The 19,143-nt window shown below is 66.9% G+C and carries 20 protein-coding genes, 1 pseudogene and 1 riboswitch; of the genes and pseudogenes, 14 read left to right on the top strand and 7 right to left on the bottom strand.

The annotated features are described in order from the left end of the window. Positions 1–104 precede the first annotated feature (104 nt). The gene (locus QF047_RS01080; protein ID WP_307272982.1) at positions 105–491 is read left to right on the top strand and encodes a VOC family protein; all 387 of its coding nucleotides are present in this window, start codon (positions 105–107) and stop codon (positions 489–491) included. 85 nt (positions 492–576) lie between these two features. On the opposite strand, the gene QF047_RS01075 is transcribed toward QF047_RS01080, so the two are convergent. Continuing rightward, on the bottom strand, positions 577–978 hold the full coding sequence (locus QF047_RS01075; protein WP_307272979.1) for a YccF domain-containing protein: 402 nt from the start codon (positions 976–978) through the stop codon (positions 577–579). A 101-nt stretch (positions 979–1,079) separates the two neighbouring features. Continuing rightward, positions 1,080–1,694, bottom strand: a complete 615-nt coding sequence (locus QF047_RS01070; protein ID WP_307272975.1) for a phosphoribosylanthranilate isomerase — start codon at positions 1,692–1,694, stop codon at positions 1,080–1,082. 106 nt (positions 1,695–1,800) lie between these two features. On the opposite strand from QF047_RS01070, the gene QF047_RS01065 reads away from it, so the two are divergent. The 7 genes from QF047_RS01065 to QF047_RS01035 all read left to right on the top strand — a co-directional run bounded on the left by QF047_RS01065 (position 1,801) and on the right by QF047_RS01035 (position 6,321). After that, entirely contained in the window at positions 1,801–2,376 is a 576-nt protein-coding gene (locus QF047_RS01065) for a HutD family protein (protein WP_307272973.1), read from the top strand. An 88-nt stretch (positions 2,377–2,464) separates the two neighbouring features. Then, a complete protein-coding gene (locus QF047_RS01060; RefSeq protein ID WP_306636186.1) occupies positions 2,465–2,995 on the top strand; it encodes a ferritin in 531 nt (176 codons plus the stop codon). A gap of 83 nt (positions 2,996–3,078) precedes the next feature. Next, positions 3,079–3,144, top strand: a riboswitch (guanidine-III (ykkC-III) riboswitch). A gap of 9 nt (positions 3,145–3,153) precedes the next feature. Then, positions 3,154–3,477: a multidrug efflux SMR transporter gene (locus tag QF047_RS01055; protein WP_306636187.1), complete on the top strand. Its 324-nt coding sequence runs from the start codon at positions 3,154–3,156 to the stop codon at positions 3,475–3,477. Continuing rightward, positions 3,477–3,854: a multidrug efflux SMR transporter gene (locus QF047_RS01050; RefSeq protein ID WP_307281695.1), complete on the top strand. Its 378-nt coding sequence runs from the start codon at positions 3,477–3,479 to the stop codon at positions 3,852–3,854. The genes QF047_RS01055 and QF047_RS01050 overlap by 1 nt, the downstream gene beginning before the upstream one ends. A 111-nt stretch (positions 3,855–3,965) precedes the next feature. Then, positions 3,966–4,592, top strand: a complete 627-nt coding sequence (locus QF047_RS01045; protein WP_307272967.1) for a nucleoside/nucleotide kinase family protein — start codon at positions 3,966–3,968, stop codon at positions 4,590–4,592. A 49-nt stretch (positions 4,593–4,641) separates the two neighbouring features. After that, on the top strand, positions 4,642–5,634 hold the full coding sequence (locus tag QF047_RS01040; RefSeq protein WP_307272965.1) for an aldo/keto reductase: 993 nt from the start codon (positions 4,642–4,644) through the stop codon (positions 5,632–5,634). 36 nt (positions 5,635–5,670) lie between these two features. Further along, positions 5,671–6,321: an MBL fold metallo-hydrolase gene (locus QF047_RS01035; protein ID WP_307272962.1), complete on the top strand. Its 651-nt coding sequence runs from the start codon at positions 5,671–5,673 to the stop codon at positions 6,319–6,321. A gap of 70 nt (positions 6,322–6,391) precedes the next feature. Here QF047_RS01035 and QF047_RS01030 read toward each other — a convergent pair whose 3' ends face one another. Next, positions 6,392–8,296 carry a DEAD/DEAH box helicase gene (locus tag QF047_RS01030; protein ID WP_307272960.1) on the bottom strand — a complete coding sequence of 635 codons (1,905 nt, stop codon included), beginning with the start codon at positions 8,294–8,296 and terminating at the stop codon, positions 6,392–6,394. Positions 8,297–8,646: 350 nt separating this feature from the next. Here QF047_RS01030 and QF047_RS01025 point away from each other — a divergent pair, with 350 nt between their 5' ends. Beyond that, the gene (locus QF047_RS01025; RefSeq protein ID WP_307272958.1) at positions 8,647–9,414 is read left to right on the top strand and encodes a bifunctional 2-polyprenyl-6-hydroxyphenol methylase/3-demethylubiquinol 3-O-methyltransferase UbiG; all 768 of its coding nucleotides are present in this window, start codon (positions 8,647–8,649) and stop codon (positions 9,412–9,414) included. 13 nt (positions 9,415–9,427) lie between these two features. Here QF047_RS01025 and QF047_RS01020 read toward each other — a convergent pair whose 3' ends face one another. Together QF047_RS01020 and QF047_RS01015 are read right to left on the bottom strand one after the other, a co-directional pair. Further along, entirely contained in the window at positions 9,428–10,846 is a 1,419-nt protein-coding gene (locus QF047_RS01020; protein WP_307272956.1) for an MFS transporter, read from the bottom strand. A gap of 59 nt (positions 10,847–10,905) precedes the next feature. After that, positions 10,906–11,937 (bottom strand): Lrp/AsnC family transcriptional regulator, encoded by a 1,032-nt coding sequence (locus QF047_RS01015; RefSeq protein WP_307272954.1) that lies wholly within the window; start codon positions 11,935–11,937, stop codon positions 10,906–10,908. Between the two features lie 131 nt (positions 11,938–12,068). Here QF047_RS01015 and QF047_RS01010 point away from each other — a divergent pair, with 131 nt between their 5' ends. Further along, positions 12,069–13,319, top strand: a complete 1,251-nt coding sequence (locus tag QF047_RS01010; protein ID WP_307272952.1) for a M20 family metallopeptidase — start codon at positions 12,069–12,071, stop codon at positions 13,317–13,319. A 26-nt stretch (positions 13,320–13,345) separates the two neighbouring features. Beyond that, the gene (locus QF047_RS01005) at positions 13,346–14,635 is read left to right on the top strand and encodes an MFS transporter (protein WP_307272950.1); all 1,290 of its coding nucleotides are present in this window, start codon (positions 13,346–13,348) and stop codon (positions 14,633–14,635) included. 64 nt (positions 14,636–14,699) lie between these two features. On the opposite strand, the gene QF047_RS01000 is transcribed toward QF047_RS01005, so the two are convergent. Further along, positions 14,700–16,013: an MFS transporter gene (locus QF047_RS01000; protein WP_307272947.1), complete on the bottom strand. Its 1,314-nt coding sequence runs from the start codon at positions 16,011–16,013 to the stop codon at positions 14,700–14,702. A 143-nt stretch (positions 16,014–16,156) separates the two neighbouring features. On the opposite strand from QF047_RS01000, the gene QF047_RS00995 reads away from it, so the two are divergent. Beyond that, positions 16,157–16,576, top strand: a complete 420-nt coding sequence (locus QF047_RS00995; RefSeq protein ID WP_307272945.1) for a hypothetical protein — start codon at positions 16,157–16,159, stop codon at positions 16,574–16,576. A gap of 36 nt (positions 16,577–16,612) precedes the next feature. Then, positions 16,613–17,536 carry a tRNA (guanosine(46)-N7)-methyltransferase TrmB gene (trmB, locus tag QF047_RS00990; RefSeq protein ID WP_307272943.1) on the top strand — a complete coding sequence of 308 codons (924 nt, stop codon included), beginning with the start codon at positions 16,613–16,615 and terminating at the stop codon, positions 17,534–17,536. 56 nt (positions 17,537–17,592) lie between these two features. Here the strand turns inward: trmB and QF047_RS00985 are convergent, their stop codons facing one another. After that, on the bottom strand, positions 17,593–18,039 hold the full coding sequence (locus QF047_RS00985; RefSeq protein ID WP_307272940.1) for a hypothetical protein: 447 nt from the start codon (positions 18,037–18,039) through the stop codon (positions 17,593–17,595). 234 nt (positions 18,040–18,273) lie between these two features. On the opposite strand from QF047_RS00985, the pseudogene QF047_RS00980 reads away from it, so the two are divergent. Continuing rightward, positions 18,274–19,093 (top strand): annotated as a pseudogene (locus QF047_RS00980) (DUF1206 domain-containing protein). Positions 19,094–19,143: the final 50 nt, after the last annotated feature.

The raw sequence follows: 19,143 nt of genomic DNA, 5'->3' as shown, positions 1-19,143 counted from the left end.
CTTCTGTTTGCGGCTCCCAGCCGGCGGATTGGCGTGGAGGGCTGAACTGCTGCCCCCGCTGTCAGCCCTTTACGGCTCCGCTGCCTGGATGCAACACTGCTCGGATGACCCTGCGCATCCAAGCCATCAGCATTGATTCCATCGATCCGAAAGTGCCCGCGGACTTCTGGGAAAAGGCGCTGGGGTGGCGCCGCACCTACGAGGCAGACGACGAGATTGCGCTCGAGCCGCCGGCGGGCAGCCCCGAAGACGGCGTGTCCCCTGACCTGCTGTTCCTCAAAGTGCCCGAGCGCAAGGAGGTCAAGAACAGGCTTCACCTGGACCTGCGGCCTGAAGACCAGGACGCGGAAGTGGCGCGGCTGGAAACGCTTGGCGCCCGGCGCGTTTCAGTCGGCCAGGGGCCGGACGTCACCTGGGTGGTGATGGCGGATCCGGACGGGAACGAATTCTGCATCCTGCGGGCGCTGCGGCCGGAAGAATTGGCGGGCTAAACCCGTCGGTTGAACCCGGCAGCAGCTGCCTATCCCCCGGCAGCAGCCCTGCGTATCCGCGGCGTCACGGCCCGCGGCACCATCCCTACCGGTACGTCGCCACAAACGGCGCGCTCGTAGGCACGATCTGCTTGCCCAGCGGCATCAAGGACACCGGGATGAGCTTCAGGTTGGCGATGGCCAGCGGGATGCCGATGATGGTGACGGCCATGGCGAACGCGGTGACCACGTGGCCGATCGCGATCCAGATGCCGGCCACCAGCAGCCAGATCACGTTGCCCAGCAGCGAGAACACGCCGGTGCCGCCGGGCTTGTCCACCACCATGCGCCCGAACGGCCACAATGTGTAGGCCGCAATCCTGAACGAGGCGATGCCCCACGGGATGGTGACGACCAGCAGGCAGCAGATCACACCCGCCGCGAAATAGCCCAGCGCAAGCCAGAAGCCGCCGAAAACCAGCCAGATGATGTTGAGCAGTGTCTTCATCCACCCATTGTGCACCGGAGGCTCTGACAAAAGGATGGGGGCCTGCCCTGACCGGCCCCTGAACTCTGATGGATTTGAACTGTGACGAATTTGAACCGCGGCTAGACCGGCGCGTCAGCACCTTTTGCCGAATGCACAAAGGCGCGGATTTTAGCCAGGTCCTTCACGCCGCGCGATGCTTCAACACCCGAGGAAACGTCAACACCCCAGGCATGGGCTGCCCTTGAGGCCCCGCCAACGTTCACCGGGTCCAGTCCCCCGGCCAGGAGCCAGTGCCGCCCTTGGAGTGCAGGCAGCGCGGCAACGGAGGCGTAGTCCCAGGCTTCACCCGAGCCGGGCACCGCGGCATCGATCAGCAGAAGGTCCTCGCCCCAGTCCTCAAACTCCTCCGGAGCGGCACCCATGGTGACAGCCCTGATCAGCTTCATGCCGGCGTCGTGCACCATGGCCACGTCCTGGCGGGACCGCGGGCCGTGCAATTGGATCCATTCCAGCCCTGCCGCCCTGGCGATAGCGACGGCGTCGGCCACCAGTTCGTGCCGGAATACCCCGATCGGCGAAACCCCCGCGGGGACAGCTCCCAGCAAGGAGGACGCCTGCGACGGCGACACCGCGCGGGGACTGGCGGTGAGGACGAAACCGACGGCGTCAGCGCCGGCCTCTACTGCCTCGCGGACTGATTCAGCCGTGCTGAGACCACACACTTTGACGAACATTCCCGGCTCCTTCAGGCTGTTTTCGTGTTGTCCCCCCGGAGGAGAGTAGCAGGGAAGGGCCCAAGCCGCGACGCTGTGAAGTCCGGCCGGGAACTAGGCTGGGCGCATGGAGATTATCCGCTTTGCAGACATCAAGCCCGAGCCGTGGCGCAATGGTGGAGGCGTTACGCGCCAACTGGCCAGCCAGTCAGGGGACGGATCGGCGAAGGACGGGAGCTGGGACTGGCGGGTCAGCATCGCGGACGTCAGCAAGGCCGGTGACTTCTCCCCTTTCCCCGGGATGGAACGGGTGCTGACCGTGGTGGAGGGCGAGCTCCTGCTGTTGACCGTGGACGGCGCGGAACAACCGCTGGAAAAGTACCGCCCCTTCCGCTTTCCGGGCGGTGCGGCCACGACGGCATCCCTGCCCACGGGTGATATCCGGGACTTGAACGTCATCACGCGCACCGGAAGTTTCAAGGGCTTTACGTCCATCATCGAACTCTCCAAGAAGCGCGCCCAGCCCATCTTCGAAGGCTCCTTCGGGATCCTTCTGCAGGGGCAGGCAACGGTTGGCGACGCCGTGAATGAACCCGAACCACTGGCGCGGTACGACGCCGTGGTGGGTTCCGACGTCGACACCCCTGAGATCCTTGGCCGCGGCTTCCTGGCGGTGGTCTCGATCGACCCCGTCGAGGTTTAGCCCCGGCACGGGGTAGGCCAGCCTCGCCTTGCAGTAGCCGAGCCTGTCCACACTGGTCACTGCCTACGGCCGTCCCTAGACTCGGGCTATGACCACATCATCCTTCAATGCGCTCCTGTCCACCCAGATCGGCAACGAATTCACGGCATCGCAGCAGTACATTGCGGTGGCCACCTGGTTCGCCAACCAGGATCTCCCCCAGCTGGCCCGCTACTTCTACCGGCAGTCCGTGGAGGAGCGGAACCACGCCATGATGATGGTGCAGTACATGCTGGACCGGGACATCGCGTTCACCATTCCGGGTGTTCCTGCCGTCCGCAACGACTTCGCTTCCGTCACCGAACCGCTGGCCCTTGCCCTGCAGCAGGAAAAAGAGGTTACCCGGAACATCGAAGACCTGTTCCGGGCCGCACGCGGTGAAAACGACGCCCTGGGCGAGCAGTTCATGCTCTGGTTCCTGAAGGAGCAGGTGGAGGAGGTCGCCTCCATGACCACACTCCTGAACATCGCCGAGCGCGCCGACAACCTGTTCGACATCGAGAACTTCATCGCCCGGGAAACCGTTGGCGACGGCGGCCGGGACACTGCCGCCCCCTTAGCGGCCGGCGGCACCCTCTAGCCGCCGGCCAGCCCGGTTGAATGCTGTGGTGAGGTCGGGCACCATCGGTGGCCGCCCGGCGTCGGGCGTTGCTACGCTGGAAGCCAAGGTTCCGTGTGGGAGCCTCCGGACGACGGTTCAGTACCCGGCACGCGACAAGACTGGCCAAAGGATCTGTCATGTCGTGGTTAATCCTCCTTCTATCCGGCGCCCTTGAAGCCGTGTGGGCCGCCGCCCTGCACCGCACGTTCCAGGCTTCCGGCCGGCGCCGCATCGCCCCCGCCGTGCTGTTCCTGGTTTCTGTCGCGGCCAGCACCGGCGGCCTGGCCATCGCCATGCAGTCCATTCCTACTGGCACCGCTTACGCCGTCTGGGTGGGCGTGGGTGTGGTGCTGACTTCCGCATACGCCATCATCACCAAGGTGGAGCGTCCGACGGCGGCACGCCTCCTCCTGCTGTCCGGCATCGCTGCATGCGTGGTTGGCTTGAAGGTGGTGGCGTGATGCTGCGGCGTTCCATTCCCTGGCTGGTCCTCCTCGCCTCCGCCGTCCTGGAAGCAGTGTGGGCCACAGCCCTGGGCCTGTCCGACGGCTTCAGCAAGCCCCTGCCCACCCAGGTTTTCGCCGTCACGGCAACCCTGAGCATGCTGGGCCTGGGCGTGGCCATCCGGCATATCCCGCTGGGCACGGCCTACGCCGTGTGGGTCGGTGTTGGGGCTGCGCTGACCGTCGGCTGGGCCATGGCCACCGGCGTGGAGCCCTTCAGCGTGGTCAAGGTGGTTTTTATTGCCGGAATTGTGGGCTGCGCGGCCGGGCTGAAGGCACTGCCCTCAGGCACTGCCGCCCCGGAGCCCGAACCAGCTCACCTGTCCCGCCGCTGAATCTCCCCACCTTTAGGGCAGGACGACGGCGTGTCCCCACGAATCGCCGTCGTACCTCACGTTCTTGAAATGAAAGATGGGGAGATTCAGCGGGCGGTCTAGGCTTTTGCCATGGACTCTCCCGAGATTATTGAGGCGATGGACGCCCTCCGGACCAGGCTGGTCCCCGGAACGCGGACCATCCTTGGCATTGCGGGCGCGCCTGGTTCCGGGAAATCCACCTTCGCCGAATGGATCCGACAGCAGTTTGGGCCCGGCCTGGCCGTGGTGGTTCCCATGGACGGCTTCCATCTGGGCAACGCCATCATTGACGGCACGCCGTTGCGGCAGCGCAAGGGCGCAATCGACACGTTCGACGCCGGCGGGTACCTTTCGCTGCTGCGCCGCCTGGTGCGCCGGGACGAGCCAGTGGTCTACGCACCGGCGTTCCGGCGCACCCTGGACGAGCCGGTGGCCGCGTCCATCGCCGTCCCCGCCGAGGTTCCGCTGGTGATCACCGAGGGCAACTACCTGCTGGCGGAGCTGGACCCGTGGAAAGAGGTCCGGGCCCAGCTGGACGAGGTGTGGTTTGTGGACACTCCCCCGACCCTGCGGCTCGAGCGCCTCGTGGAACGGCATGTGTCGTTCGGGATGGACCGGGACGCAGCCAGCGCTTGGGCCACCGGGCCGGACGAGGCCAACGCAGTGCTGATCCAGGCGACGCGGCCGGCAGCTGACCGGGTCATCCCCTGGGACTGACCCAATGGCCCACACTCTGAAACCCGTGAAGGAACGAACAGGAGAACCCATGGCAGCAACAGTCCGGCTCGGCGACGGTTTCGACGTCAGTCCGCTTGGCTTCGGTGGAATGGCGCTCACCCCGGTCTATGGGGACGTGGATCCGGAGGACGCGCTCGGGACGCTGCATCACGCCGTCGACTCCGGTGTCAGCTTCATTGACACCGCGGACATCTATGGCGGGGGCAGCAACGAGGAGTTGATCGCCCGGCTGCTGAAGGAACGGCGGGGCGAGGTCCAGTTGGCCACCAAGTTCGGGCTGGTTGGCTCGCCGGCTGAGGGGTATTCGGACATCCGGGGCGATGCCACCTATATCCGGCAGGCCGTGGACCGCAGCCTGCAACGGCTGGGGACTGACGTGATCGACCTCTACTACATGCACCGCCGCGACCTCCGCGTTCCGATTGTGGAAACCGTGGAGGCCATGGCGGAGCTGGTGCAGCAAGGCAAGGTCAAGCACCTGGGGCTGTCGGAGGTGACGGCGCAGGAGCTTGAAGAAGCCTCTGCAGTCCATCCCATTGCGGCGGTCCAGAGTGAATGGTCCATCTGGAGCCGCGACGTGGAACGCAACGTTGTTCCTGCCGCGGCCGCCCTGGGGGTGGGCTTTGTGCCGTACTCGCCGCTGGGCAGGGGATTCCTGACCGGCACCGTTGACGCCGCGAACCTGGGCGAGAAGGACTTCCGACGCCGGATCCCCCGCTTCGCCCCGGATGTGGCCAGTGCCAACCAGGCAGTGGTGGCCACCGTCAGGGCTGTGGCGGACGAGCTGGATGCAACGCCGGCCCAGGTGGCCCTGGCCTGGCTGCTCGCCCAAGGCAAGCGGCTGGGCCTGCCGGTCGTCCCGATCCCTGGCACGCGCAAAACGCACCGGATCGACGAAAACCTTGGCGCACTGGCTTTGGAGCTGACCCCGGCGCAACTGGACGCACTGGCCGAAGCTTCGGACGCCGTCGTCGGCTCCCGCTCGGCGGATCCCAACTGGGTGTCCGAAGGGCGCGAGTAACCGGGGCCGGGAACAGTCGTCCCTAGACTGAAGCCTATGGACTCACTTCTTTACGACCTGCCGGCGCTGACGATCCGCCGGATTTCCGTCAGCGAGATGGACAACAACGTGTACCTGCTGACGGCCAAAGCCAGCGGCGCGCAGGTGCTGATCGACGCCGCGGACGAACTTCCGGCCATCCAACAGCTGCTGCAGGACGGCGCCGCCGATACGTCGGCCGAACCCAGGCTCGCCCTGATTGCCACTACCCACCAGCACTGGGACCACGTCCGGGCACTGAAGGGGCTGGTTGACGCTACTGGTGCCAGGACCGCAGCGGGGACCGAGGACGCACCGCACCTGCCCGTCAACGTTGACCTGCTGCTGGACCACGCTGCCGTGAGCAACTTCGACGGTTTCGACCTGAAAGCCATCCACTTGCGCGGGCACACGCAGGGCTCGATCGCGTTTGTGTACCAGGACCCCGAGGGCCCGGCGCACATCTTCTCCGGCGACTCGCTGTTCCCCGGCGGCGTGGGCAACACGCAGAAGGATCCGGAACGGTTCAACCAGCTTCTCACCGACGTCACCCAGCGGTTGTTCGGGCCCTACCCGGACTCCACCATCGTGCACCCGGGCCATGGCAAGCCCACCACTCTTGGTGCCGAGCGGCCGCACCTGAAGGAGTGGCGCGCCCGCGGCTGGTAGACAGCGGTGGTTGAGGGTTTCGCTGGTTGAGCCTGCCAAAACCCGACAGGCTCAACCACCGAAGCTACTTCTAGCGGCTGCGGCGTTCGTTCGAAGCCGGAGCGGAAGCACGGCGCGGGCCGCTGCGGGCGGGACGGCCGGAGCCGCCGCCGTTGCCGGCGCTGTAGGACCCGCCGGACGTTCCACCGGTGTTGGAGGACCAGACGGCCTTGCTGCCGCCGGTTGCGCCTGCGCCTGCGGAGCGCTGGCCACCGGTACGGGTGCCTGCACCGGCGCCGGCTGCGGCACGCTGGCCTGTTGCCGGACGTCCGTTGCGCTGTCCGCCTGAGGAAGCCGGGCGGCCGGAGGATGCCGGACGTCCGGTGCCGCCGCGGGGAGCGTCGCTGCGGGTTACGCGTGAATCGGTGCGTCCGTCGGAACCGCGGCCGGCCGCTGCACGGCCACCTGCCGCGGGGACGTCATTGCGGTGGGTGGAAGCAGCGGTGCCGCGGCCACGGGCGTTGCGGCGGGCAGCCGCTGCCGCAATGGCGCGGTCCTCGTTCTGCTCGGCAACCCGGTCGAACGCTGCACGGGCTTCCGTGCGGCCTTCAAAAGCAACTGCCCGGCGCTCGGCACGCGGAACGTCGGTGCGGACGGCTTCGGCCCCGACCTTGCCACGTCCACCACGGCCGCCGCGTCCACCGGCGGTGGGTGCAGCCTGGCGACGGGCGCGCTTGCGCTCGGCGTTGGCACCCGTGGAGGTGCCGCCGCCCTGCTTGGAAGCCTTGGCAGCCAGCAGCGCGGCGCGGGTCCGGGGATCGACCTTGTCCGCGATGTCGCCGGTCAGTTCGCCAACAATCGGCGAGTTGGCGGTGACGCGCTCGAAGTTGACGTCCACTCCGGCGGCCTTCATCAGCTTCTTCACGTCGGTCTGCTGCTCGGGCAGGGTGATGGTCACAACGGTGCCATCGGAACCGGCGCGGGCGGTACGGCCTGAACGGTGCAGGTACGCCTTGTGCTCGGTGGGCGGATCAACGTGGATGACCAGTTCGACGTCGTCCACGTGCACACCGCGGGCGGCGACGTCGGTTGCCACCAGGACGCGGACGTCGCCGGAGGAGAACTCGGCGAGGTTGCGGTCACGGGCATTCTGCGAGAGGTTGCCATGCAGGTCCACGGCGGGGATCCCGGCGTCGGTGAGGGTCTTGGCCAGCTTGCGGGCGTGATGCTTGGTCCGCATGAAGAGGACGCGGCGGCCGGCGCCGGAGGCGAGCTCCACGATCAGCTGCTTCTTGACGGTCTGGTCGTTGACCACCAGGACGTGGTGCTCCATGGTGGTCACCGCGGCCTGCGGATCATCCACGGAATGGGTGAGCGGGTTGGACAGGTAGCGCTGGACGATCTTGTCCACACCGTTGTCCAGGGTGGCGGAGAAGAGCAGGCGCTGGCCCTGGCCGGGCGTCATGTCCATGAGCTTCTTGACCACGGGCAGGAAGCCGAGGTCGGCCATGTGGTCGGCCTCGTCCAGGACGGTGATTTCCACGGCCTCAAGGGTGAGGATGCGCTGGCGGATCAGGTCCTCCAGGCGGCCGGGGCAGGCGATGACAATGTCGACGCCGGCGCGCAGGGCCTTTTCCTGGCGGGCCTGGGAGATGCCGCCGTAAATCACGGTGGTGTTCAGGCCGGCAGCCTTGGCCAGCGGCTCGATGGTGGCGTTGATCTGGGTGGCCAGTTCGCGGGTGGGTGCCAGCACCAGGCCCATGGGGCGGCCGGGCTTGCGGAAGTGCTTGGCTTCCCGCTCAGCGAGTCGTGCTACAAGCGGGATGGCGAACGCGATGGTCTTGCCGGAGCCGGTGCGGCCGCGGCCCAGGACGTCGCGTCCTGCCAGCGTGTCAGGGAGGGTCTTCACCTGGATGGGGAACGGCTCGGTGATTCCCTGTGCGGTGAGGGTGTCGGCAAGGGCTTTGGGCGTGCCGAGGGCAGCAAAAGTAGTCAAAGTCAAAGGTCTTTCAGGCGGTATCCGTACGGATATCGGCCCCCGACGCCGGTTGGCCAAGGGGGTTCGCCGAAGAAAATTCAGGTGATCAACCAGCCTGCTGCCGCTTATACAAAGCGGCGGCCGGGACCAAATGGAACGCGTTCATCGACGCAGGATGTGCCTCTCACATGAAAAAAGCCCTGTCCCCAAAGTTCGGGGTACATGGGCATCACTGCACATCAAGTTCCACCAGTCTACCATCCCGCGCGCACTTCCCTTCCCGCCCTGCTTCTCCCCCTCCCGGACGGGGCCGGGCACTAGCTGGTTTGGGCGTTGCCAACACCGCCGCAGCGGGGCAGGGTTGAGGCATGACGGAACACGCTGCCCACCAGCAGGAACACCAGACAACTCACGACGGCGGCCCCGGCCTCGCGGGGCACGCCGGCTCCGCGCGCGGTGAGGGAATAGGCGGTCAGGGCATAAGGGACGCGGCGGCGCTGTGGGACGAGCGGTACCGCAGCAAGCCCCAGGTCTGGAGTGGCAAGCCGAACCCCCAACTGGTGCGGGAAGCCAGCGGACTCCGGCCGGGACATGCGCTGGACCTGGGCTGCGGCGAAGGGGCGGACGCCATTTGGCTGGCCCAGCACGGCTGGACCGTCACCGCCGTCGACGTTTCCGCCGTTGCACTGGAACGGGCGCACGGCCACGAGAAGGCGGCGCTCGCGCGGGAAAGCGTGCACGCGGCCGAGGGCGCCATCGCCAGCCGGATCCACTGGCAGCAGGCCGATCTCGAGCAGTGGCAGCCGGAGGACTCGTTCGACCTTGTGACCTCGCAGTTCCTCCACTCGCAGGAGCTGGCCTGGCAGGGACCGCTCCGCGCCGCCGCCGCCGCCGTCAGGCCAGGCGGAACCCTGCTGGTGGTGGGCCACCACCCGGACCGGTTGCCGCCTTGGGGAGGGGCGCACACCCACCACAACATGTTCTACACTGCTGACGAGCTGGTCCGGGAGCTGGAACTGGACAGCCCTGAGTGGCAGCTGGAAGTACAGACCAGCCGGGAGCGGCCGGTGACCGGACCGGAGGGCCAGCAGGCCACCATTGCCGATGTGGTGGTCCGGGCCAGCCGGATCCCCTGAGTCCTGCCGCCGGCTACTGCCCAACCGCCCGCCTGGTGACCCGGGGCGCCACCGCCACCGCGGCTGCGGCGAGCACGGCGGTAAGGCCGAAGACCCCGGCGAAGGATTCGATCGTCGTCGTGAACGCGGCGAAAACGATGCCCGTGGTGGCCAGTGCCAGCGCGCCGCCCAGCGAGTCTGAGATGGACATGGCCGAGCTGTTGAAGCCCTCGTTCTCCTTGCTCGACAGCGCCAGGGTCATCACGCTCAGCCGCGGATAAAGCAGGCCCATGCCGCCGCCCGCGAGGATCCACCCGGCGATGACGACGACGGGTGGCCAGTGCAGCGCGGTGGTCGCCAACGCGAGGAGTACAGCCGCGAGGACCATCATTGAGCCGGTCCGGACGGCGCCGCGATGGGATAACCGGGTACCGAGGCGTCCTTGGACGGCCGCTGCCCCCGCCCAAGCAAGCGCTCCGCCGGTGAGGGTAAGGCCCGCAAAGGTGGGCGCGAACTCGTACTGCTCGATCAGCAGGTACGGCAGGTAGACCTCCGCGCCGAAGAACCCGGCGGACGCGAGCCCGCGGACCAGGATCACGCTGGCCAAGCCGCGGCGGGCGGCGAGCGTACCCTGCGGCACCAGCGGCCGCACGGCCACCAGCGCAATCACGACGGCGGCCACAGCCAGGAATGCCGGCGCGGCGGCGAATCCGGGGAGGCGGACTTCCCGCGAGAGGTTCAGACCGAGCACGGCGAGCGCGGCCAGGCTGGCCCAAGCGAGGCGGCCTAAGGCCCACGGCGCTGGCGGCAGCGCTGGCGGCTGGGCCGCGACATCGTCCTGTCCCCGGCCCGGCCCCATGTTCCGCAACACCGGAACGATCATCATCAGGGCTGGAATGACCAGCCCCACCACGCCCAGGAACACCCAGTGCCAGCTGAACACCTGCGCCACCAGGCCAGCGGCAAACGGCCCAACGAGGGACGGGATCACCCAGGCCGCGGAGAAGGCGGCGAAGATCTTGGGGTGCAGCAGCCCCGGGTAAATCCGGGCTACCAATACATACAGCGCCACTGTCAGGGCGCCGCCGCCCAGCCCTTGCACCAGCCTGCCCGCCACGAGCAGCGGCATGGACACAGCGGTGCCCGCGATCAGCAGTCCCGCGACGAACAGCGCCACGGACCCATAGAGGGGGACCGTGGGGCCGCGGCGGTCGGACCAGTTCCCGGCTGCAACCATCCCGATCACCCCGGTTGCGAGCGGGCCCGCGAAGGCCAAGGCGTAGAGGTCCGCGCCGTGCAGTTCGCGGCTCACCACGGGCATGATGGTGGTCACGGCAAGGGATTCGAACGCGGCCAGAAACACCAGCGCGCAGGTGCCGATGGTCACCCACAGGTACGGCCGCTGCAGGATGCCGGATTGGGTGTCTGCCGGGGGAAGGGTTGTGTCGCGCACGCTCTGGCCCGATCGGTTGCTTATCTTTCCTGCCAGCATAGCCGCCGGGTACGACGCACCTACGCTGCGCCAGCCACGGCAGCAGGAACGATGACGCGTCCAGTGGCCGTCGAGTCCCGGTTCAGCATCCACCCCACCCGCTTGACAGTACTCAGCATCACTACGCTCTCCACCAGCTCAATTGCGGGGATCCGCTGCTGCAGGGCGAGCTCGGCGTTCATCACATCGGCCAGCGACTGCAACCACATGATGATCACAAAGTTGGTGCGGCCCGTAGTGGAGGCACTGAGCCGGACGTTGCGCAGGCCCCTGAGCTCGGCCGCGGCAGCCTCATGCTGTCCTGGCGGGACGTTGGCGAACCACTGGCATGTCACGGGGTAGCCGGAGAACTTCTGCGCCACTTCGCAGCGGAAGGAGAGCACCCTGCTGGCGAGGACCCGGTTCAGCTGGCGCTGCACCGTGGCCGGGTGGCGGCCCAGCTCCCGGGCGATGTCGGCCGCCGTGGCCCGCCCGTCCCTGGCAAGGAAGGGAAGCAGTGCCAGGTGGCTTTCAGGCAGGGGCTCCACAACGGCTTCCGGGGGTGCGGACCCTGCCGCTTCGGGACCCGCCTTCGCCTGCAGCGCCGCGACCTGGGCTCGGTCCAGCACATTGAGGCGCCAGGCGTACCCGCCCGAGTGCAGCCTGGTGCACAGGGCGGTCTGGTACTTCAGGAGACCCTGGATGTCCTGGAGCCGGGACGCCACGGCCGTAGTGAACTCCTCCAGGGACCGGGTGAGGACCGTCAGCATCAGGTCCCTGTTGCTGGCGGCCTCCTCGATGGTAACGATCTCGGGGACCGCGGCCAACGCCTCCGTCACCTCAGCCCGGCGGTGCATTTCGCAGTCAACGTCCACGAGTGCAAGGCACATCTGTTTGGGGTCGCCCATCAAGTGGGCGGTCACCCAGGCCGCACCTGAACCGCGGACCCGTTCCCACCGTGCCGCAAGTGTAGTGGCGTGGACACCAAGAATTTCTCCTGCATCCGCCCAGCTGATCCTCGGCGCGATCTCCAGCGCGTTGATGAGGGCAAGGTCCTCCTCGCTCAGTTCCATATTCATCATTCTTCCGGAGGGATGCGCAAAACGTGGAAGACAAGGAGGGCTTCTGCATTTTTCGAGCAGTTTGAACATATGTGAACCAAGTCACCCCAGACTGGATAAAACTGATTCTTGGAGGAGCAGCAATGACCATCACATCAGCGGCCAGGGAACTCCAGCCCGAACTCACCCGCTTCCGCCACGCCATGCACCGGGAGCCGGAAATCGGCCTTGACCTGCCCCGGACGCAGGACAAAGTCCTCCAGGCACTGGACGGGCTGCCTTACGAAATCACCCTGGGCAAGGAGACGACCTCGGTCACGGCGGTCCTGCGGGGCACCGGCGGCAGAGCAGGAATGGGCGAAGCAGGGCAGGATCAGCCGGTGCCATCGGTCCTGCTCCGTGCCGACATGGACGGCCTGCCCGTCCAGGAGAAGACCGGCGTCGACTACACCTCCCGGCTGGACGGCGCCATGCACGCCTGCGGCCACGACCTCCACACGGCCATGCTCGCCGGCGCCGCCACGCTGCTGGCCGAGAACCGGCACCGCCTGGCGGGCGACGTCGTCCTGATGTTCCAGCCGGGCGAGGAAGGCTTCGATGGCGCCAGCTACATGATCCGCGAAGGTGTACTGGACGCTCCCGGGCGCCGTGTGGACGCCGCGTACGGGATGCATGTGTTCTCCGCCCTCGAACCGCACGGCACCTTCGCCACCAAACCCGGCGTGATGCTCAGTGCGTCCGATGGCCTGGTGGTCACTGTCCTCGGCGCAGGCGGCCACGGCTCCGCCCCGCACACTGCCAAGGATCCGGTGACGGCGGCCGCCGAGATGGTCACGGCGCTGCAAGTGATGATCACTCGCCAGTTCAACATGTTCGATCCCGTGGTCCTGTCCGTCGGTGTCCTCCATGCCGGCACCAAGCGGAACGTCATCCCGGAGACCGCGCGGATCGAGGCCACCATCCGGACGTTCTCCGAAGCCTCCCGGGTAAAGCTGATGGACTCGATTCCGCGCCTCCTGCAGGGCATCGCGGCAGCGCACGGCCTGGAGGTGGACGTCGACTACCAGCAGGAGTACCCGCTCACCATCACTGACGCGGATGAAACCCATACTGCCGAGAACGTCATCACCAGGATGTTCGGCGATTCCCGGCTCTCCCGCTGGGCCACTCCCCTGAGCGGCTCGGAGGACTTCTCCAGGGTGCTCGCCGAAGTACCCGGTACCTTCATCGGCCTCAGTGCCGTCCCGCACGGCGCTGACCATGCCGCCTCCCCGTTCAACCACTCGCCGTATGCAACGTTCGACGACGGCGTGCTGGCTGACGGCGCCGCCCTCTACGCGGAACTGGCCATGCAGCGCCTTGCGGCGCTTTCGTCCACGCGCACCAACTCCTGATCCACCCTTCCAGGAAGAGAACTCAGATGACCACTATCGTCAACCCGCAGCGCACCGCACGGGCTGCACTGCGGAAAACCATCGTCGGGACCGGGATCGGCAATGCCGTCGAATGGTACGACTGGGCGATTTATGCAACCTTTACCCCCTTCATAGCCAGCCAGTTGTTCAGCAAGGCGGACCCGGCGTCGGCCGTTCTGTCCACGCTGGCGATCTTCGCCGTCGGCTTCGTCGCCCGGCCCTTCGGCGGCTTCCTGTTCGGCTGGATCGGCGACCGTGTGGGCCGTAAGACGTCCATGACCCTCGCGGTGGGCTTGGCGTCGCTCGGCAGCCTAATGATCGGCATTGCGCCCACCTTCGCCAGCGTCGGGGCGTGGGCGTCACTGATGCTGCTGGTGGCCCGGCTGGTGCAGGGCCTGGCGCACGGCGGCGAGCTGCCGTCGTCGCAGACGTACCTTTCTGAGATGGCCCCGAAGGAAAAGCGCGGCTTCTGGGCCACCCTGATCTACACCTCGGGGACCGTGGGCATCCTGTTCGGCACGCTGCTGGGCGCGGTCCTGAACATGGCACTGAGCACCGACGCCATGAATGCCTGGGGCTGGCGTATCCCGTTCCTGATCGGCGCGGCACTGGGGCTGTACGCCCTGATCATGCGGTCCCGGCTGCACGAAACCGAGGCGTTCGAGAGCGAATCCGCCGGCACGAAGCGTGCTCCGATTTGGCCGCAGATTGTCCGCCACCGGAAGCAGGCCCTGCAGGTCATCGGCCTGACCGTGGGGCTCACGGTGATCTACTACATCTGGGGTGTGGTGGCCCCTAGCTACGCCACCACTGCGCTGAAGATCGATCGCGGCGAAGCACTGTGGGCCGGCGTGGTCGGGAACATCGTGTTCATCGCGGCGCTGCCGGTGTGGGGCAAGCTGTCTGACAAGATCGGCCGCAAGAAGGTGCTGTGCTCCGGCGCCATCGGATCCGCCGTGATGCACTTCCCCATGACCTGGCTGCTCAAGGACTCAGCATGGCAGCTGGCCGTCAGCATGTCCGTGATGCTGATCTTCATCGCAGCGAGCGCCGCGATTGTCCCGGCCGTGTATGCCGAGCTCTTCCCCACCAGCATCCGCACCGTGGGAGTCGGCGTCCCGTACTCCATCTGCGTGGCATTGTTCGGCGGCACCGCCCCGTACCTGCAGCAGTGGCTCGGCACCACCCTCCATATGCCGGACCTGTTCAACGTCTACGCCGTGCTGCTGCTGGTGGTCAGCACCGCTTTCGTGTTCACCATCCCGGAAACGAAAGGCAAGGACCTCACCCACTAGTCTTCCCAGGCAGGTAGCAGCAGGTGCCGTTATGAGCTCATAACGGCACCTGCTGCTACCCGTTTCAGTTACCGACGAAACGGCTCCGTCCCGCCCGGTAGCCAAACAAGGCCGCGAGCAGCCCCACGGCCAGGAAAAGGACGCCCGCGGCGGTGAAGGAGCCGGTGGCCTGGTGCAACTGGCCCACCATCAGGGTTCCCGTTGAACCCAGGCCGTACCCCACGCCCTGCATCATTCCCGAAAGGTGGGCTGCCGTGTGCCCGTCACGGGTGCGCAGCATGATCAGGGTCAGCGCCACCGCGGTGAGGCTGCCCTGCCCGAGTCCCAAAAGACCTGCCCAGACCCAGACCAGCTCAAGCGGACCGAAAATGCTCAGCGCAAAGCCGCCGCCGGTCATCAGCGCCACCACCGTGTTGATGCCACGCTGGTCGCGGAACCTCGCAGCCAGCGCCGGCGCAAACAGTGAGCCGAGCATCTGCAGCACAATGCTGGCCGAAACGATCAGCCCCGCCGTGGCGCCGTCCACTCCCCGTTCGCGCAGGATCGGCGCCAGCCAGGCGAACACGCTGAAGGACATCATCGCCTGCAGCACCATAAAGATGGTGACCTGCCACGCAACCGGCGAACGCCACACGTTCACGCCGTCCTTCACCAGCTGGTGCCGCACGGCGCGCTGCCGGAGCGCCACCGGAAGGAAGAGCAAAAGGACGACGGCGGCAGGCAGCGCCCAGAACCACAGCGCCAGGGTCCATTCCCCCGTCGCCGCATAGACAGGGTACGTAAAGCCGGCTCCCAGGGCGGCTGAAGCGCAGATGGCGGTGGTGTACAGCCCGCCCATCAGGCCCAGCCGGTGCGGAAAATCGCGCTTGACCAGCCCCGGCAGGAGCACGTTGCACAGGGCGATGGCGGCGCCGCAGGCAGCAGTTCCGGCCAGCAGGGCGGGCAGCTGTGACGGTCCTGCGGGGCGGAGCAGGAGTCCCGCCGTGAGGACCGCCATCGCGCCGAGGAGGACGCGTTCGGGGCCGAAGCGGCGCGCCAGGACCGGGGCCAGGGGCGCAAACACGCCGAGCAGTGTCACCGGCACGGTGGTCAGGACCACCACGGCCCACGCGGGCAAGGCGGCCTGCGCCGTGATTTCGGGAAGCACGGCCGAGAAACTGGAGAAGACCGTGCGCAGGTTCAGGCCGATCAGGACCAGGCACAGGCCCAGGTAAACGAGGGCCTTCCGGCTTCCTACCTGTGTTGGCTCCGGAGCGGGAAGCTCGTCAATTTCGGCGTCCACCAGATTGTCCGGGCGGGCCGCGTTGGCGGGCCGGGGCCCCGCCGCCGGTTTCCCGGACCGCTGCCTTTTTGCCGCCGCATTTGTCGCTTCTGTCACCTGCCCATTCTTGCAGGACGCCGGCGGACGAAGTTATCCACATACGGCAGGTGGCGCCTACTGCGAAGGTCACGACCTCCATAGGTTGGAACAACACACCCGCAGGGTTCAGCAGCGGCCTTCGGACCTATCTGAGGAGAACCATGGGCATCCCGCCACCAGATGCGAACCGGCCAGTAGATGGAACAACACCGCCCGGCGGTCCCCCTGAAGCGGGAAACCGGGAACAGGGAACAGAGGGCTACGAGCGCAAAGCAACTCACAGCGTCACGATGGCGGTCCTTGCCATTCTCAGCATGATCGTGACTGCTCCATTGGCAGCGTTTGCCATGCTCGGCACTTATCCGTCCAGTGGCCCCTCACCTCTGCCCTGGGTGGCACCTTTGGTGTTCTTCAGCCTGCCCCTCCTGTTTGCTTTGCCCTCCCTGGCGCTGGCAATTTCCGTCATCAAGAACTCCCCGGATACGTCACCCGCCCGGTCATCGGCGGCGTTTGCCTTGTGCATCTCGGGGCTGGTCTTTGCTTTGGCCCTCGGGCCTGCACTGGACCAACTGGGGAACTGATGATTCCGCCCTCCGGCCGCCGGTATTCTGGAAGGGATGAGCGAATCCCCAGAAACCCCCCAGCCGCAGCATGTCCCCAGGCCGGTGACGCCCGGCACGCAGGCTTCCTACGGCACATACGGCGGGCGGCCGGTCAGCTTCGTCCGCCGCGGAACCCGCCTTCAGGGACGCCGGCAGGCGGCTTGGGAACTGCATGCCGAGCGGTGGGCGGTGAACGTCCCCCGGCACGTAGCCAACACCTCCGTCCACCCGGACTACACATTTGATGCCGAGGCGGAATTCGGCCGCAAGGCACCCCTCATCGTCGAGATCGGATCGGGCCTGGGCGACGCCATCTGCCACGCCGCCGAGCAGAACCCGGACACCGACTTCCTCGCAGTGGAGGTCTACACCCCCGGACTCGCCAACACCCTCATCAAAATCAACAGCCGCGGCCTGAGCAACGTGCGGGTGGTTGAGGCCAACGCTCCGGAAGTGCTGGCCACCATGCTTCCGGAGGGCTCCGTCAGCGAACTGTGGGTCTTCTTCCCCGACCCCTGGCACAAGTCGCGGCACCACAAACGGCGCCTGATCCAGCCCGAGTTCGCTGAACTGGCCGCACGAGCGCTGAAAAAGGGCGGCCTGTGGCGGATAGCCACCGACTGGTCCAACTACGCGGTCCACGTCCGCGACGTCCTGGCGGACTCCAAGGACTTTGAGAACCTGCACACCGGCGAGCGCCGCGGACCTGAAAGCCCGTTGACCCACGTGTGGCAGTCGGGCGTGGAATCAGTAGTGGGAGGAGCACCCGTCCGGGAAGGCCGTCCACCGGTCAGCACGGAACACACCGGGCCCAACGAGGGTGTGGATGAAACGGGCGGCTGGGCGCCGCGCTTCGAGGGCCGGATCCGGACCAGCTTCGAGGCCAAGGCCCACGAGGCCGGGCGGCTGATCTTCGACCTCTGCTACCGCCGGCGGTAGACCCGCCCGCCGGCAGTCCGCGGCGCCCATCACGACCTCAGCCGTGGTTCAGCCCGTCAGGCCACGCTGATGGACCCGACGATCTCCTTCAGCATAACCAGCCTCGGCTCCACCCCGGGGTTGCTGTAAGGCCAGATGACCACCAAACCAATGAACCGCCCGCGTTCCCACACGCCGACGGTTGCTGCAACCTTTCCCGAGCCGTCGGCGTCGTCATAGCCCACCACCACGGCGTAGGCGGCTTTGCCGGCCAGGTTGAGTTCGCCTTCGGTCAGTAGGGTGCCACCCCTCTCCTCAAGGTAGAAGCCGGACATCAGGTGCGCCCAGCCGTTGGCTTGCGGTGCGCCCCGGACGGAAGTGTCGGTGGGGACCTTGCAGTAGGTGGAGACGTTGGTGGTGGCCCGGCTCTCGGTTTTCACTTCCACTTCGCCCAGCTTGACATCCAGCCCGGCCTCGTTGGAGGCCGTGACCACGCTGTTGACGATGTTGTTGCCCTTGCCCATGTTCAGCTCGAGCCCGCCCTTGCCGGACGCCTCGAAAGTCCGGCCGTCAAGGTTCCTGCCGCGGCTTCAGCACCGCTGGATGTCAAACGCCTGAACCACAAGCTCCACACGCTATTCCACACAGTTCCCTCACTGGTTCGCCGGGACCAAATCCGCGTGGCACGATGGCGGTATACGGGGCACGCACCGTTCGCGCTTTGGCGCCGGCATGAAGGAACAGCCATCAAAAGAGAACTGAAGCAGGCCGCGGACGCGGCAGAGGATGTGACCAATTCCCGCCCCCTGGAGCTGCTGGCCAGGGCTGGTTTTGCGGCCGGCGGCATCCTGCATCTGCTGGTAGGCGCCATCGCCTTCCGGCTGGCCAGGGGCGGCACAGGAAGTGCCGATTTCAGCGGCGCCGTGGCTGAGCTGGCCACGCAGCCTGCCGGACCCTTCCTGTTGTGGGCCAGCTTCGCCGCGTGCGCCGCCCTTGCCCTGTGGCAGGCCGGCGATGCCATCTTCGACTACAACCATCTCCAAACCAAGGAAAAGGTGGGGAAGAAGGCCAAGGCAGCGGCGCAGGCCCTCGTTTACCGCGGGGCTTGCCCTGACGCTGCTGTCCTTCGCGCGCGGCACGGGCTCAAGCGGGGACAACCGGGAGAACATCAGCGACCTTACCGCCTCGCTGATGCGGGCTCCGGGGGGCGTGGTACTGCTGCTCCTGCTGGGCGCCGGCATTGCCGTGACCGGAGTGGCCTATGGCATCCGCGGTATACGGAAATCGTTTGTGAAGCAGCTGGCGATGCCGGGGTCCCCTGCGGCAAGGAACGCCGTCACCGTGCTGGGCGTAACCGGGTACGTCGCCAAGGGAATAGTGCTGCTGCTGACCGGCCTGCTGATCGCCATTGCCACCCTCGAGGCGCATCCCGAGGACTCCACAGGACTGGATGGCGCCCTCCGGGCGCTGCGCGACCAGCCCTTCGGCCTGTACGTCCTGGCGGCCGTGGGCGCGGGACTGATCTGTTACGGCGTCTACATGGTTGTCCGGGCGCGCCTGGCGAAGATGGTCCACTAGCTGCGCTCCGGGCGCGCGGCGGGTCCGGAACGGGGCCGCCCAAGGTGCGC

Origin of the sequence: Arthrobacter sp. W4I7 (assembly GCF_030816215.1) — a bacterium.
GTDB lineage: Bacteria > Actinomycetota > Actinomycetes > Actinomycetales > Micrococcaceae > Arthrobacter > Arthrobacter siccitolerans_A.
The sequence above is the reverse complement of the archived record's forward strand: the minus strand, read 5'-3'. Positions and strand labels throughout refer to the sequence as shown.

Excerpts from the sequence above, each read along its gene's own strand:
- QF047_RS01055 (WP_306636187.1), top strand. The coding sequence starts at position 3,154 with ATGTCGTGGTTAATCCTCCTTCTATCCGGCGCCCTTGAAGCCGTGTGG.
- QF047_RS01070 (WP_307272975.1), bottom strand. The coding sequence starts at position 1,694 with ATGTTCGTCAAAGTGTGTGGTCTCAGCACGGCTGAATCAGTCCGCGAG.
- QF047_RS01045 (WP_307272967.1), top strand. The coding sequence starts at position 3,966 with ATGGACTCTCCCGAGATTATTGAGGCGATGGACGCCCTCCGGACCAGG.
- trmB (WP_307272943.1), top strand. The coding sequence starts at position 16,613 with ATGAGCGAATCCCCAGAAACCCCCCAGCCGCAGCATGTCCCCAGGCCG.
- QF047_RS01065 (WP_307272973.1), top strand. The coding sequence starts at position 1,801 with ATGGAGATTATCCGCTTTGCAGACATCAAGCCCGAGCCGTGGCGCAAT.
- QF047_RS01060 (WP_306636186.1), top strand. The coding sequence starts at position 2,465 with ATGACCACATCATCCTTCAATGCGCTCCTGTCCACCCAGATCGGCAAC.
- QF047_RS01015 (WP_307272954.1), bottom strand. The coding sequence starts at position 11,937 with ATGGAACTGAGCGAGGAGGACCTTGCCCTCATCAACGCGCTGGAGATC.
- QF047_RS01010 (WP_307272952.1), top strand. The coding sequence starts at position 12,069 with ATGACCATCACATCAGCGGCCAGGGAACTCCAGCCCGAACTCACCCGC.
- QF047_RS01050 (WP_307281695.1), top strand. The coding sequence starts at position 3,477 with ATGCTGCGGCGTTCCATTCCCTGGCTGGTCCTCCTCGCCTCCGCCGTC.
- QF047_RS00985 (WP_307272940.1), bottom strand. The coding sequence starts at position 18,039 with ATGGGCAAGGGCAACAACATCGTCAACAGCGTGGTCACGGCCTCCAAC.
- QF047_RS01005 (WP_307272950.1), top strand. The coding sequence starts at position 13,346 with ATGACCACTATCGTCAACCCGCAGCGCACCGCACGGGCTGCACTGCGG.
- QF047_RS00995 (WP_307272945.1), top strand. The coding sequence starts at position 16,157 with ATGGGCATCCCGCCACCAGATGCGAACCGGCCAGTAGATGGAACAACA.
- QF047_RS01080 (WP_307272982.1), top strand. The coding sequence starts at position 105 with ATGACCCTGCGCATCCAAGCCATCAGCATTGATTCCATCGATCCGAAA.
- QF047_RS01035 (WP_307272962.1), top strand. The coding sequence starts at position 5,671 with ATGGACTCACTTCTTTACGACCTGCCGGCGCTGACGATCCGCCGGATT.
- QF047_RS01040 (WP_307272965.1), top strand. The coding sequence starts at position 4,642 with ATGGCAGCAACAGTCCGGCTCGGCGACGGTTTCGACGTCAGTCCGCTT.
- QF047_RS01025 (WP_307272958.1), top strand. The coding sequence starts at position 8,647 with ATGACGGAACACGCTGCCCACCAGCAGGAACACCAGACAACTCACGAC.
- QF047_RS01075 (WP_307272979.1), bottom strand. The coding sequence starts at position 978 with ATGAAGACACTGCTCAACATCATCTGGCTGGTTTTCGGCGGCTTCTGG.